Origin of the sequence: Paenibacillus wenxiniae (assembly GCF_039822605.1) — a bacterium.
Taxonomy (GTDB): domain Bacteria; phylum Bacillota; class Bacilli; order Paenibacillales; family Paenibacillaceae; genus Saccharibacillus; species Saccharibacillus wenxiniae.
In genome coordinates, this window is record NZ_JBCGUH010000007.1 from 83,701 (window position 1) to 98,498 (window position 14,798).

Annotated in this window: 12 protein-coding genes and 1 other RNA gene; 1 reads left to right on the forward strand and 12 read right to left on the reverse strand. The window is 47.0% G+C overall.

Annotated elements, in window-relative coordinates; translation table 11 throughout:
- Nucleotide 1: 1 nt before the first annotated feature.
- From AAHF22_RS14130 to AAHF22_RS14180, 11 genes are all read right to left on the reverse strand, one after another.
- Nucleotides 2-1,153 carry a cysteine desulfurase family protein gene (locus AAHF22_RS14130; protein WP_347325669.1) on the reverse strand — a complete coding sequence of 384 codons (1,152 nt, stop codon included), beginning with the start codon at nucleotides 1,151-1,153 and terminating at the stop codon, nucleotides 2-4.
- A gap of 429 nt (nucleotides 1,154-1,582) precedes the next feature.
- Nucleotides 1,583-2,455, reverse strand: a complete 873-nt coding sequence (locus AAHF22_RS14135; RefSeq protein WP_347325670.1) for a lytic transglycosylase domain-containing protein — start codon at nucleotides 2,453-2,455, stop codon at nucleotides 1,583-1,585.
- A 504-nt stretch (nucleotides 2,456-2,959) separates the two neighbouring features.
- Nucleotides 2,960-3,742 (reverse strand): GNAT family N-acetyltransferase, encoded by a 783-nt coding sequence (locus AAHF22_RS14140; protein ID WP_347325671.1) that lies wholly within the window; start codon nucleotides 3,740-3,742, stop codon nucleotides 2,960-2,962.
- A gap of 401 nt (nucleotides 3,743-4,143) precedes the next feature.
- Nucleotides 4,144-4,644 carry a YpuI family protein gene (locus AAHF22_RS14145; protein ID WP_322905043.1) on the reverse strand — a complete coding sequence of 167 codons (501 nt, stop codon included), beginning with the start codon at nucleotides 4,642-4,644 and terminating at the stop codon, nucleotides 4,144-4,146.
- 609 nt (nucleotides 4,645-5,253) lie between these two features.
- Nucleotides 5,254-5,663, reverse strand: an RNA gene (gene rnpB / locus AAHF22_RS14150) — RNase P RNA component class A.
- A gap of 111 nt (nucleotides 5,664-5,774) precedes the next feature.
- Nucleotides 5,775-6,890 (reverse strand): Nif3-like dinuclear metal center hexameric protein, encoded by a 1,116-nt coding sequence (locus AAHF22_RS14155; RefSeq protein WP_347325672.1) that lies wholly within the window; start codon nucleotides 6,888-6,890, stop codon nucleotides 5,775-5,777.
- Nucleotides 6,866-7,636, reverse strand: coding sequence for a tRNA (adenine(22)-N(1))-methyltransferase (locus AAHF22_RS14160; protein ID WP_347325673.1), 771 nt, complete (start codon nucleotides 7,634-7,636; stop codon nucleotides 6,866-6,868). The genes AAHF22_RS14155 and AAHF22_RS14160 overlap by 25 nt, the downstream gene beginning before the upstream one ends.
- The gene (locus AAHF22_RS14165; RefSeq protein ID WP_347325674.1) at nucleotides 7,633-8,463 is read right to left on the reverse strand and encodes a hypothetical protein; all 831 of its coding nucleotides are present in this window, start codon (nucleotides 8,461-8,463) and stop codon (nucleotides 7,633-7,635) included. Before AAHF22_RS14165 ends, AAHF22_RS14160 begins: the two co-directional genes overlap by 4 nt.
- Before the next feature lie 438 nt (nucleotides 8,464-8,901).
- Nucleotides 8,902-10,029, reverse strand: a complete 1,128-nt coding sequence (gene rpoD / locus AAHF22_RS14170) for an RNA polymerase sigma factor RpoD (protein ID WP_347325675.1) — start codon at nucleotides 10,027-10,029, stop codon at nucleotides 8,902-8,904.
- Nucleotides 10,030-10,070: 41 nt separating this feature from the next.
- Nucleotides 10,071-11,921: a DNA primase gene (dnaG, locus tag AAHF22_RS14175; protein ID WP_347325676.1), complete on the reverse strand. Its 1,851-nt coding sequence runs from the start codon at nucleotides 11,919-11,921 to the stop codon at nucleotides 10,071-10,073.
- 42 nt (nucleotides 11,922-11,963) lie between these two features.
- Nucleotides 11,964-12,443, reverse strand: a complete 480-nt coding sequence (locus AAHF22_RS14180; RefSeq protein WP_347325677.1) for a YaiI/YqxD family protein — start codon at nucleotides 12,441-12,443, stop codon at nucleotides 11,964-11,966.
- Between the two features lie 66 nt (nucleotides 12,444-12,509).
- Here AAHF22_RS14180 and AAHF22_RS14185 point away from each other — a divergent pair, with 66 nt between their 5' ends.
- Complete coding sequence (locus AAHF22_RS14185; RefSeq protein ID WP_347325678.1) at nucleotides 12,510-12,644, forward strand: hypothetical protein; 135 nt, start codon at nucleotides 12,510-12,512, stop codon at nucleotides 12,642-12,644.
- Nucleotides 12,645-12,722: 78 nt separating this feature from the next.
- Here AAHF22_RS14185 and glyS read toward each other — a convergent pair whose 3' ends face one another.
- Nucleotides 12,723-14,798, reverse strand: a complete 2,076-nt coding sequence (gene glyS, locus AAHF22_RS14190; protein WP_347325679.1) for a glycine--tRNA ligase subunit beta — start codon at nucleotides 14,796-14,798, stop codon at nucleotides 12,723-12,725.

Sequence of the window (14,798 nt, forward strand, 5' to 3'; positions counted from 1 at the left end):
ATTATGATCTCCTCTCTAACGGTCGCAATGCCTGCACCGTCTGTCGCAAAGCAGCGACCAGTTGTATAATATCGTCAGCTGTATGCTCATCGCCTAAACTGATCCGAATACCGCTCATTGCCGCTTCTGCCTCCATGCCCATTGAACGTAACACACGGCTTGGTTTGGCACGTCTCGATGCACATGCCGATTGGGTCGATACGAGCATGCCCTGTTGCTCCAAACTATGCAATACCACTTCTGCCTTCATCCCTGGATACGTAAAATGCACGATATGTGGTGCTGCTTCTCCTACTTCCGTCAGTTTCAGACCGGAAATTGTGCGAATCTGCTCACGAAGCTGGTTGGAGAGTAGTCGCAGCTGCTGTTCCTGCGCCACTTGCTTTTCGGCTGACATTCGCAGCGCTTTGGTCATGCCTGCAATACCAGCTACATGTTCCGTACCTGATCGGTAGCCACTCTCCTGTCCACCACCAGCCAGCAATGGTAGAAGTTCGGTCCCTTGCTTTACATATAACAAACCAACACCACGCGGTCCGCGCAGCTTATGTGCAGACAAACTGTACAGATCGATGCTGCCTTCCGCCAGTGGCAAAGGGGCAAGACGTCCAAACCCTTGCACGCCATCTACATGCACAAGCGTACGTGGATGATGACGCTTGATCCAGCGTGCTACTTCCAGTACCGGCTGTACAGCACCTGTTTCATTATTAACATGCATCATGCTGAATAAAATGGTATCTTCGCGCACGGCTGCCTGAATTTGTTCTAGTGGTACGATCCCGTTCGGCTCTGCATCCATATAACTCACTTCAAAACCAAGCTGCTCCAGCTGACGGCATGCTTCATATACAGAAGCATGCTCAATCGCAGTCGTTACAATATGTCCTTTCAGACGTCCACGGCGCATCGCAGCACCTTTAAGTGCAAGATTATTGCTCTCTGTCGCGCCTGATGTCCAGATCAGTTCATCGGAATGCACACCGAGCACAGCAGCACTAACTTCACGTGCACGGCGGAGCAAGCGATCCGCTTCTTCACCGTAGCGATGCAGAGACGATGGATTTCCATAATGCTGCTGCATCATTTCGCCCATCGCACGCACAACCTCAGGATACGGAGGTGTCGTGGCGGCATAATCAAAATATTTCATCAGACATTCCTCCCAATGTATTGATTCACGTATACATACAAAAAGACCAAAAAGGGATGAGCCTGCGCTTCACCTTTTGATCTCTGTTGTGGTTTCATTCGTATCTAACAGATAGCTGGCGCTACAACGAGCAAACCAGCCGAATGTCGATCAGGATCAAACATGCTGCTCACCATTATAACATAGATTTAGAGCAGCGGCGTCCATGCCTGACGTTGTTGATGGAAAGCTTTATTTGTCAAAAATAGAGGTTAGATCACGATTAGATGACGAATATACGCATAGATAAGATGGGTGGGTACGATTGGTATGGGTAGGATGAAAAACTCTCTCATCCGATTTATTTAAAAAACCGGATTACACAATGCTGTGCATCCGGCTGTATTGCGATCGATAGAGTGCTAAAGGTTATTCATACATGAAAACTCATTACAGCGCGTACTTCTGCTGAGCAGCTTCAATTTTGCCGATATAGCGCTGTGTTTCTTTTGGCAATTGATTGAACTTCTCCATCAGTTCCTGGTCGTTCGAGATACCTAGACGTTGCAAGCGTCCTGGACCTGCGTTATAGGCAGCAAGTGCCGTTTTGATATTATTGTCGTAACGTTTGAGCTGGTATGACAAATATTTCGTTCCACCATCGATATTTTGCGCAGGATCAAACGAATTGCTCACACCAAGACCCGCGGCTGTTCCATCCATCAGCTGCATTAGACCTTTAGCGCCAGCACCTGAACCTGCATTCGGATTAAAGGAAGATTCCACATCAATCACCGCCTTGATCAATGATTGTGGAATTCCGTATTTACTACTAGCTGTGCTAATAAACTCGTTATATGCCGTCGCTTTACTGCCATGATCGTCAGCGCCTGGCAGACCGCTCGTACTGTCTGCGCCACCGATGCCACCACCTGCATTAACCGGCATACTGCTACCGTTTATCATCAGACGAGCCGTTGTCGTCGAAGTGGATGGGTCCACGGCTGGCAATTGATCAAAATTGCTCCACGGATCGCCGACAGACGTACTCTGCGTGCCTGCATCCAATGTGCTTGTACCGCCATACGTATTGCCGGTTACCGATGTGGCAGTACCATCCGCCAGCAAGCGCGCCATTTTCGTAATACTCGAACCGGAGCCACTTGTATCATTCGTTGTGCCCATATTTTGATCGAGCATCATCTGGAACAGCTCATCTGTATCGTTCGTATTGACGTCCATCCCACCGGTACTGCCTCCACCGGAGGCATTCAAATAACGAAGCTCAAGCAATTGCTTAGCTGTATTGGCATCAATTTGCATACAGTGTGTATCCCCTGTCTTTAATTAATAAATGTATATCAACCCGTCAAGTCCACAGACTATCTATAGTATAGCGATGACTCCAGTGTACTATGTTGTGACCATTGCGACTATGGGAAGTTTCGGTGATTGTTGCGATATCCCGATCAAGCAACCTATTCCCTACTATATTCCTAGTATCCAGACCAAGTGAAATATGAACGTTGATTGTGTACGAGCACGTCTATCATTCCATATTTGAAGCAGATTAACGTTCAAAGTAATCTAGGTCAACGTGCTGATGTGTTAACCTCGTTATATATTCATTTTATAATGTGATGGTATTTCATGTAATCATGCAGAACTATAATCCGCATCAACATTAGAATGGATGATAGTTAATTTATCGGTATATTAAGCGAAAGTTATGATGACTACACCTTTATTTTGACTTTGGTTGTACATAATATGCGTATACGATCTGATCTCGATTATCATTTCATCCAGATTATGATTTCATTCCGATCACGATTTAATCCACATGCGATAGGTCGAAGTCGGCCTAAACCCTAGTTTATGCGCCAAACCTGCGGATGCTTCGTTAGCAGCATTACAATCCCATCTGGGCCTGATCCCTCTACGTACACTCTCGGCTATAAAAGCTTGCGCAACGACAAATGCTAACCCTTTTCGTTGATGTGTAGCAGCCGTATGAATATCTACTTCTGCACAGTCTGGATTGGCAGCGATGGTGATGCACTCACATACCGACTGTCCCTCATATAAAATGCAAAAGCCGAAGCCGTGCTGTACATAGTTATCCATCGTCTGCCAGAACCTCTTAATATACTTTTCGTCAAATCCACGGCTTTTTTGAATAACAGATGGTGTAATTGTTGCAAGTTTATATCCATCAGGCAATCGTTGTTCGGCCTGGCGTGCCATTTCAGCGGCTTGTCCTGCATCAGATTGTTCATATACAAACGCATATCGTTTCATCGGCTGGAACATGCCTTTCATCTCTGCTTCGATCATAGCGTCCCATTGCTCATTTTGTGAAAAGATCACAGCCGTTGGTTGGTCATTCATTTGCTTAAGCCAGCCTGTGTCCAGCTTCTGTTTAAAAAAAGCACGATCTGCCGGATTCCCTCCAACGTAAAACCAGTTATATTCACAATTAGCAGCTATTGCGGAGTCTGTGATATGTATATTGTCATCATTACGATTTGTATAGTTTGGATTCACACAATCAATCGTACCGCGTATAATGCCATGCCTAACAGAATACAAAAAGGATGGATATAACATAAGCAGTTTCCCCCTTATTTTATTAGATACATATGCCTATTCGAATACACATCCATGTACAGTAACCACCTATTCCAATGTTACTCATATGATAATTTTTATACCTACTATATGTAATATCAATGAATGTAAGTCATACATCAAGCTATACATACTTGGTTAGAATTGAGCAAATATATAGGATAATAATCCGCTTCCAATGCTGGTCATTCTCTAGCTTCCTTCGTGCTCGCTATAACCTCCCTTTCACTTATCCTATGCTATAACTATACATGCTCCATAAAAGATGTTCCTAGATGTTCTGCAAAAAAAGGATGCCTGTACTATACAGGCATCCTTTATCATCATCAATTACCAGGTTGGCTTACTCATAGCATCCATCGCCAGATGAGTTGTTCGCTTTAGGCGTGGCGCTGGTTCATGCGGCGCTGTGTCAGGTAATCACTTTCGTAATAAGCCAGATCATCGCGCAGCTCTTCAAACGTTCTGGTCACTTCAAGAATAATGTCTCGTACCGGCTTTACTGGTGTTTGACGGAAACGAATCGCTTCCTGGCCGGTATAAGCATAACGTCCATCTTCAGAATAGCACTCATTTTTGGGATAAAAAAAGCTGTTCACGCATTGATGATACGTACTGTATAGCGCTTTTTCCGCAGAATCGACGTCAAAGTTTGCACGACGCAATACGACTCCAAGCTTCTCATAAGATACTTCGGAAAATACGAGCAAATGGCGAAGGTCCGCCAAAAAGCCTTTGTAAAAAGGCAATGTGTCCTGTCCTTGTTCAGATGCCAGAGCGCTTAAGGAGTATTCGTTCAAAAACTCCTCCAGTTTCTCAATGGCTGGTTTCAACTTTTCCCGTGTGCTTTCACTCAATTTGTGGACATTTGCAGCTGACATATCTGTAGCTCCCCCTTAATTGGTTCCTTAAAAACCGGGTCATGTTGTCATACGTGTAACCCTGATTTACATTTCATCCTACCATAAATGCAGCCAAAGTGGTAACTTTGCTTGAGCAAGCAGCCCTATCCTAGCAACAACTCCACCACATCTTTACCATTTCACGTAATGGCTGTTCCACTTATTCATTTTTAACCAGCGTTTACAATGATGAAAACCTGTTGCATCAATATATCAGCTAATGAATGGTTTGATATCATATAGATTACTTTGAATTCTCTTAACAATCAAGGTGTATGGAAGGTCTGATTAAAAAGATTAATCAGTCCGATTGCTTATGCTAACAAATCGATATCACCAATCACCTAGTTAATTTACTGTATTCGTTTTGTCAAATACGAACCCTCAAAGAAATGCACTCAGCAAAAAGACGGTGCGCTCTTCAATTAGGAAGGACGCACCGCCCTTAATTCAGCGGATATTGGACTTATTCGTTGTAGGCATGCCGATCTACAGCTTAGATCTAACAGCCAAACCTAACCGTCTGCCAGGCGAACGATGTCGCTAACAAGATGGCTTCCATATGCTCTCTACTTACGTGGCGTCAGTTGGGAAAGTTTCTCATAAGCCGGGTTCTGTGCCAGTTGTGGTTCAGACGGGAACTACCCTCCCACTTTTGGCGACAATCATCTATCTAGGCCAGGCATTACTGACTGGCTCCAGCGACCAACCTCGATACACCTCGGGCAAAGGCTGCTTTTCCGTGAAGAAAAGCTGTATCTCTTTAGGTCTTGCTCCAGATGGGGTTTACCAGGAACGAAGTCACCAGCGTTCCTCGGGGTCTCTTACACCTCGGTTCCATCCTTGCCTGTGACGGATTGCTCCGTCCATCGGCGGTCCATTTCTGTGGCACTATCCTTCAGTTCGCACTGACTGGATGTTATCCAGCACCCTGCCCTACGGAGCCCGGACTTTCCTCCCGTAGCCTCTCAGCTACCGGCGATTGTCTGTTAAACTTTCCACAAACGCAACACTCTATATTATATAATCGTTCTGATTGCGTGGCAAGTATTTTTTATAATTCGCCTATCCGTATGATCAAATGCTCCCCTGCATCGTGATCACGCCTCTTATACGAAACGAAACACTTCTGTATCAATCGTTGATGCATAGACCGGTGTATCATACTTGTCCGCTTCCAGGCGAGCACGCAACACACCAGCGACACCAGGCTTCATGATTTTCTCCGTATTGTGACCCGGATCGATAATGGCGATGCCGGCCATAAGCGCATCGTGAGCAGTATGATAGTCAATATCGCCGGTCACGATCACATCTGCACCTTTAAACAGAGCGCCATTCACGTATCGACTACCTGAGCCGCCTAGTACAGCTGCTTTTTTTACGGTACGTTTCAGGTCGCCGACTACACGTACCGTCTCCACATCGAGTCCCTGCTTTACCGTATTCACAAATGCAGCCAGTGTTACCGGTTCATCCAGCTTGCCTACACGCCCCAGTCCATAAGCTTTGCCAGGCAACGCGAGCGGATACAGATCATATGCTACCTCTTCATATGGATGAGATTTGATCAGCGCTTGCACCGCTTTATTTTTCAAACTGGATGGAATAATGGTCTCAAAGCGCACCTCGGAAGCATGCTCCAGACGTCCCTGTTCACCGCTATACGGCTGTGTACCCTCTTCCGGCAAAAAAGTACCTGTACCTTCTGTCGTAAAGCTACAATGGCTGTACGCACCAATATGTCCGGCACCTGTTGCCCATACCGCCGAACGAACCGCATCCAGATGGGATGCTGGTACAAAAGCGACCAACTTCACATAATCATCCGCAGACGTTTGCTCAATCGGCACCGTGTTACGCAAGCCGAGTGCTTCTGCCATCCAATCATTCACACCGCCTTCAGCGATATCCAGATTAGTATGGCTAATATAGACCGCAATATCATGCTTGATCAGCTTTTCATACAGTCGGCCCATCGGCGTGCTCGTTTGCAAACTTTTAAGTGGACGGAAAATGATCGCATGATGGGCAATGATCAAATTCGCTCCATGCGCGATCGCTTCATCTACCACCGTATCCGTCACATCGAGAGCTACGAGTACACCGGTAATTTCCTTTTGCAATGATCCTAGCTGTAAGCCGATTCGGTCATCTGGCACCGCAATCGACTTGGGTGCAAACTGCTCCATGTATTGAATTACGGTTTGTCCTTTGGCAAGCATGCCAGTACCTCCTTCACAAGCTTAATCTGTTGCTGTAAAGCCGCTGCTTTAAGTCTGGATTCGTCGTTATCCGAGCGTTCTACCGAAGCTTTCACCTTTTCCAGCTTGGCGATTTCCTGCTGCCATTTGTCGCAAAATATCGGATTGGCTTCCTCTAGCAAATACGGTCCAAATTGAACCAGCTCGGTCTCAGACAAGCTCACGCTTAATTCATCTGCGCCTTCCAGCACACGAGTACGATACAATTGCTGGTTTTGCTGCTTGGCATCTTCCCGTCGATCGGCCGTCAAAATCTCATATGTACGACCATCCTCCTCCAAAATCTGCTCGGAGGATAAATACCAGCCTTGCTCTAGCAACCAGCGGCGCACAAATTCCTCACCCACATTCGGCTGCAAAATCAAACGTGATACACCTGCAAGCTTGGCGATGCCCTCGGACAAAATCGTCACGATCAGCGCGCCGCCCATACCGGCAATCGTTACCACATCCACTTCACCCGGCTGTAATACAGCCAGTCCGTTGCCCAGTCGCGGCTCGATTACATGACCCAGACCAGCTTCATCCACCTGACGCTGAGCCGCGTCAAGTGGGCCTTTATTCACTTCTCCGGCAATCGCCTGTGTTACTAAACCTTGCCGTACCGCATAGACCGGCAGTAATCCGTGGTCGGAACCGATGTCCGCCAACCGACTCCCTGCCGGAATTTGCTTCGCAATTTGCGTTAATCTTGTTGATAATTTCATGCAGTCACCCACACTATCCATTTTTTTCGTAATACAAATAGCAATATACACGCCAGTGCAATTTTCACAATACATAGTATTGCAAAAATGTCCGGCATATGTCCGCGTAGCAGCGTCTCATCCACTTCTGGCATAAACCAGATCGCGACGCCGCTCGTAAAATATACAGCTGCCAGCTTGCGTCCCCGATGATGCACAAGCCAGCTAAACCATACAAACAGCATGCTCAGCGGTAACCACAATGCCTGTAGCATGATCCATGACGCATCCGGCTTCACCTGTGCAAAGAAACCACCATACAGTAGCACAAGCGCGCCAAAGCCAATATACAGCAAAATCGGACTCGATATCACATATCCCATTATACACCAGATGATCGCACAGCCAATAACGAGTACAGGTATCCAAAATGTCGGCTGTAGTCCATGCTCATGGATGATCATAATGCCCAACCCAAGCAACAATAAGCTACCGATGGCTAACAGGACGGATGAAGCGACCGGATTGCGCTTTTGCTGGCGTATGCCACTAATGTAACAAATAGCTGCAAAAACCGGTACAGAGATAAGCTGCATTAAAAACGGGAATGTTGAAAAATACAGCACCACCATACAAATAAAACAAAGCATCAGAAAAATAAACAACCATGTGCGAAGATTACCCTGTTTCAGCGAATTCATCGATAATAGTTTTTTATCCCCACGATCATGCTCATGATCTACATCGTATAGATTAGATAAAAAATCACAGTAATGCTCCGGTAACAACCGATTTTCACGCCAATATTCAATCTCATCTAAAATTACAGTGCGTCGATCCTGATTCACACCTGTCCCCCACTTCCGCGTCGCGTTAGTATGGCGCGTTTCCCCCTGCTTGCGCCGAACAACCTCTCTCTTTATATATCGCTGAAATGATGTGAAAAGTAAAGGTTTTCGCGGTGGAAAGCTGGCTACTCTTGATTCACTTTCATTCGTACAGAGTAAAATGTAGAGGGTAAAGCGTCTTGCATCCTATTAAATCACCTGTACAATAGCAGCTATAGTAGAGAAACAAGTAATGAATTACACATTCAAACACATGCTGCTTAGCAGTATGAAGTAATAAAGAGCAGCTAAGCACTCGTATAAATTGATGGCGTGCCTGACCATACACAGCTTCTAATCTTTTAGCTTTTATACATAATAAAATGCCCCCTGCCATGTAGACAGGGGGCATTTGGTATACGATCCAGCTCCTATGAACGAGCTGGCAGCAATCCAATCCTATTCGAGGAAATCTTTCAGACGTTTGCTACGGCTTGGGTGGCGCAGTTTACGCAGAGCTTTCGCTTCGATCTGACGAATACGCTCACGAGTAACGCCGAATACTTTGCCCACTTCTTCGAGTGTGCGTGTACGACCATCGTCCAGGCCAAAGCGCAGACGCAGTACGTTTTCTTCACGCTCAGTCAGTGTATCCAGTACGTCTTCCAACTGCTCTTTGAGCAGCTCGTAGGCTGCTGCATCAGCAGGTGCCAGTGCGTCCTGATCTTCAATGAAGTCGCCCAGGTGGGAATCGTCCTCTTCACCGATTGGTGTTTCCAGCGATACCGGTTCCTGTGCAATTTTCATAATTTCGCGTACTTTTTCGACGCTCAATTCCATTTCTGCGGCAATTTCTTCCGGTGTCGGTTCGCGCCCCAGCTCTTGCAGGAGCTGACGGGATACGCGGATCAGCTTGTTAATCGTTTCGACCATGTGCACCGGAATACGAATCGTTCTTGCCTGGTCGGCAATCGCACGGGTGATCGCCTGGCGAATCCACCATGTTGCATACGTACTGAACTTGTATCCTTTTGTATGGTCAAACTTCTCAACCGCTTTGATCAGACCCATATTCCCTTCCTGAATCAGATCCAGGAACAGCATACCACGACCTACATAACGCTTCGCGATACTGACAACGAGACGCAAGTTCGCTTCTGCCAGACGGCGTTTTGCTTCCTCGTCGCCTTGCTCGATCCGTTTCGCCAGCTCAACTTCGCTGTCAGCAGATAGCAGCGGAACACGACCAATTTCTTTCAGGTACATACGTACCGGATCATTAATTTTGATGCCTGGCGGCAGTGCCAGATCATCGTCAAAACTGAACTCATTATCGCCGTTTTCGTTCTCGCTGTCGGAATCTCGACGAACCTCTTCGTCCCCTTCATTGATGACTTCAACGCCGTTATCACCCAGTTGCTCATAAAACTCATCGATTTGCTCGGCATCCTGGTCAAATGCAGCCAGTCTCTCCGTAATATCTTTGTAGTTCAAGGAGCCTCTTTTCTTGCCCACTTCCATGAGCTGCTCCTTAACCTGTTCCAATGTTAATTCAGTTTCCAATTCAGTATGCTGATCGTTCGCCATCTTTCGACTCCCTCCTCCCTGCAACTAGCCGTACCGAACGGCTATTCACGTTCCAGGGCGATAATCTCACTTGCAATTTGAGCAGCTTGCAGAAAATCTCCCGATTTCTCTGCGCGCAGCATTTCTTCTCTTTTTTGCTCGATCTGCTTTTGCTTGGGGAATTTCTTAATTTCACGAATGTAGTCATCCATTCCCCGAAGACTTGTATCGAGCGGCTCATCCATCATCGAGATGGACGTTGCCGTCTTTTCCAACCGATCGTCTTGAAGCGAGGCGATAAGCCGACTAATATCCGGCGGCTTGCCCTGTGCATAATAGGAATAAATATACGCTGCCAGCGCCGCATGCTCCGGAATATTGAATCTGTCGCCCAGCTGATCGCTCACATAGGTTGCCGCCTCTCCATCTTGAAGCATGATGGAAAGCAAACGCCGCTCTGCTACATGATAAGCGGGTAACAACGCTGGCGCGCCAGCCTGTTTGCGCGAGCCGCCTCGGAAAGACTTGCCTGACGCATCTGCCCCATTACTGCGGTTACTGTTCGAATTCTGACTCTGTGCTTGCTTACGACTATACGTTTGCCGAGCCAGATTACAGTCCTGCTTCAGGCTTTCCAGAGATACACCCACCTCGGTGGATAACTCCTTGAGGTAAACTTCTCTTTCGGTCGGTGAACCAAGTTGAGCGATAATACCGATTGCTTCCTGGGCGTAGGCAGCCTTCCCATCTTCTTCAAGCAGATTATGGTGTTTCTTCACATGGATCAGTCTGAACTTAGTAGTGGATACAGCTCCATGAATGATCTGGTCTACAAAACGTTCTTTGCTGTAGGTTTTGATGTACTCATCCGGATCAAGTCCGTTTTGAAGCACCGACACCTTCACATGTAGACCTGCGCCCTCGAGAATTGGGATACTTTTCAGTGCAGCTGCCTGACCCGCATTATCGCCGTCATAACAAACGACCACTTCATCCGTCAGTGTACGAATGAGTGCAGCATGATTTTCAGTTAATGCTGTCCCCATCGTGGCTACAGTATGTTGTACCCCTGCATCCCATGCGGCAATCACATCACCAAAGCCTTCCATCAATACAACCTGTCCTTGCTTACGGATCGCTCCTTTGGCAAGATTCAAATTGTACAATGTACGGCTTTTGTTGAACAGACGACTTTCAGGTGAATTCAAATATTTGGGCTGACCGTCTCCAAGTATTCTTCCTGCAAAGGCAATCACTCTGCCACTGCGATTCATAATCGGAAACATGACACGCCCGCGAAAACGATCCACATAACCTGAGCCATTTTGACGCGATGAAAGCAAACCGCCTTTTTCCATTTCCTTCAGATCAAATGAACGCTTTTCAAAAAACTGCACTAACGTATCCCAGCGATCCGGTGCATAGCCAATTTGAAACTGATCAATCAGCTTGTCGCCAAAACCGCGGTTGCGTAAATAGTCCATCGCAGCTTTGCCGTGCTCCGTATTTTTCAACAGATAATGGAATAGCTTGGCAGCCCATTCATGCGCCTGGAGCAAACGCTCCAGCTCCTTATTTTGCGGCGAGACTGCGGTTCCTTTATGATCGTGAAAAGGAACATGCGATTCTTCCGCCATCAATCTGACCGCTTCTGGAAAGGACAGACCTTCAATTTCCATGCGGAATTTGATTGCATTGCCTCCAGCACCACATCCGTAACAGTAAAAAATCTGGCGTTCTGGTGTTACTGTAAACGAAGGAGTCTTTTCAGAGTGAAACGGACAGAGGCCCTTCATATACTTTCCTTGTTTGGTCAGATGAACATACTTGCTTACCGTATCGACAATGTCATTATGCTGTAATACAGCTTCAATGACTTCCTCAGGAATACCACCGCTATGTCCGGTGTTCATCGTTACCACCTTCATCTCTTTTCGCACGATACATAATATTCGCTAGTCAGAACGAAATTCCTGCCACTTTGTCAAAAGTTTTGCCAGCTCTGTCTGGAAATTTTTTCGATCCTCATAGGTGAGCGGGCGTGGACCTTTGCCATATTTCCCCTGACGACGTGCCTTCGCCTGCGCATGACGCCGGGCGAGCAAAAATTCGATATTGTCCGCATGGAACTCCATGCCGCGAAAGGACAGCACAAAACATCGTCTTGCTAATGCGATCGTAGCCAGTCCGTAATCTTGCGTAATCACAATATCGCCGGGCTGGATATGATTCACAATATATAAATCAGCGCTCTGGTCGCCGCGATCGACCTGTACGACACGCACACCTTCTTCCGCCTGAATGCGGTGGTCAAACGAAGATACGATCAGTACAGGCACCTCGAATGAACGCGCCGTTGCAGCGATTTCCGCTTTGACGGGACAGGCATCGCCGTCAACAACGATCGTTGGACGACCCTCTATTTCTGATGGCAAATGACCTCTCCTTTCTATGCTACATAACGAATCTATGCAGTTCTTAACAACGAGCCAACACCATCCATGACGGAGCATACGTTCGTTCAAAAAGCGGAAAATACGGAACGACTCTATGAAGCAGTCATTCCGTATCCAAGTATGAGTGAGTATGAAATGCATGCTGCTAGAAGCAAGCTCACCGTCAAGCTCGCCAATTAGCAAGCATTACAGCTTGTCTTATTCAGCTATGCACTTCTAATTCAATTGGTGCAACAGGTGCTTAGGCTCCTGTATTGTTTATTTAACCAGCTTTGAAAAATCTGCAAACCGCTTCACATCGCGGTCGATAGCCGCGAGCAAAGCAAGACGGTTCTCACGCACAGCTTCATCGTCGACCATCACCATAATATGATCGAAAAATGCTGTAATCGCAGGACGCAGTGTCGCCAGTAATGTCAGTGCTTCACCTGTCTTATTGTGATTCATTAAGCTGTTGTAATTACCCGTTACAGACTCCCAAACGGCATACAGATCACGTTCGCCCGCTTCACTGAAGAGCGCAGCGTTTACGGTATGTCCTGCGGACTTCGCCGCTAGATTGGATACACGCTCAAATGACTCAATAGTCAGCTTGAAGTCAGGAACTTCTTGGACAGCTTTCATCAGGTCATTACCGCGCGCTACGACAGAACCGATATGGCTAAAGCCAGCTGAAAGAACAGCATCGACAACGTCGTAACGGAGTGTCTCGGACAGCAGTTTTTTTACACGCAGACCGAAGAACTCATTTAAATCTATACGTATTATATCGGAAGAACGTTTCATATTCCTTAAATTTTGATGAATATTCAAGGTAATGTCAAAGATTTGTTCCAATGTCAGCGGAAGCTCACGCTCCAGCAAAATTTGTACAATCCCTGCTGCCTGACGGCGCAATGCATACGGGTCCTGCGAACCGGTCGGAATAATACCGATGGAGAAACACGCCACAATCGTATCGATCTTCTCAGCGATACTGATGATCGAACCTGTCAGCGATGCAGGCGCACTGTCACCGGAGAAACGAGGCTGATAATGTTCAAAAATAGCACGGGCCACTTCTTCGCTCTCGCCAGCTTTACGTGCATAATCTTCACCCATAACGCCTTGCAGCTCAGGGAATTCATATACCATTTGCGTAACCAGATCAAACTTAGCAATTTCAGCGGTACGGCTAATCGTTGTAGCCTGCGCTGGCGACACGTTCAGTGCAGCACCGAGCTGATCAGCAATTTGACGCACACGGCGAACTTTTTCGCCCAGCGTGCCAATTTCTTCATGGAATACGATATTGTCGAGCTTCGCTACCGCGTCGGCGATTTTCAGCTTCTGATCTTCTTCATAGAAGAACTTCGCATCCGATAGACGTGCGCGTAACACTTTTTCATTACCTTTAGCAATCACATCCAGGGCGCGATCATTACCGTTACGTACCGTTACGAAAAATGGCAGCAATTGTCCTTCGCTGTCCAGTACCGGGAAATAGCGTTGATGCTCACGCATCGATGTGATCAATACTTCCTGTGGAATGTTCAGGAAGGCTGGATCGAATGTACCATACAGTACCGTCGGTGTTTCAACGAGGAACAATACTTCTTCCAGCAGATCTTCCTTCACATCGATATGCCAGTTTTTGTCGGCTGCCAGATGTGCGATTTGCGCGCTGATCATCGCCTGACGTTCTTCCACATCTGCGATCACATGCTGCTCACGCAATGCTTCCATATAAAGCGTTGGCTCAGCAATCTCCGTTTCCGTACCGAGGAAGCGATGTCCGCGCGTTGTACGTCCTGTTTTCACGCCGGTAATTTCGAAGTCGATCACATCGTGTCCCCATAACGCGACCATCCAGCGGATTGGACGCACAAAGCGGAAGTCATGATCGCCCCAGCGCATATTTTTCGGAAAGGACATGGACGTAATGATCTGATGCAGCGCATCTGCAACAATGCTTTCGGTACTTGTGCCGATGCTGCTCTTCTGTGCATAAATATATTCTACGCCGCCTACTTCGCGGAACGTAAAGTTAGCCGGATCTACACCCTGACTGCGAGCAAAACCAAGTGCAGCCTTGCTCCAGTTGCCGCTTTCGTCCTGCGCAATTTTGCGAGAAGGGCCTTTAACATCTTCGGTAATGTCCTCTTGCTTCTCTGCTACATCTTTTACCCATACTGCCAGACGACGTGGGGTGGCGAATACTTTAGCATCACCATGTGCCAGACGAGAGTCATCCAGCCATTTTACCGTTTTATCGAGCAGCTGGTTCATCGCCGCGCGTAAAAAGCGAGCAGGTACTTCTTCCAGACCAATTTCAAGCAACAGATCCTTTGCCAT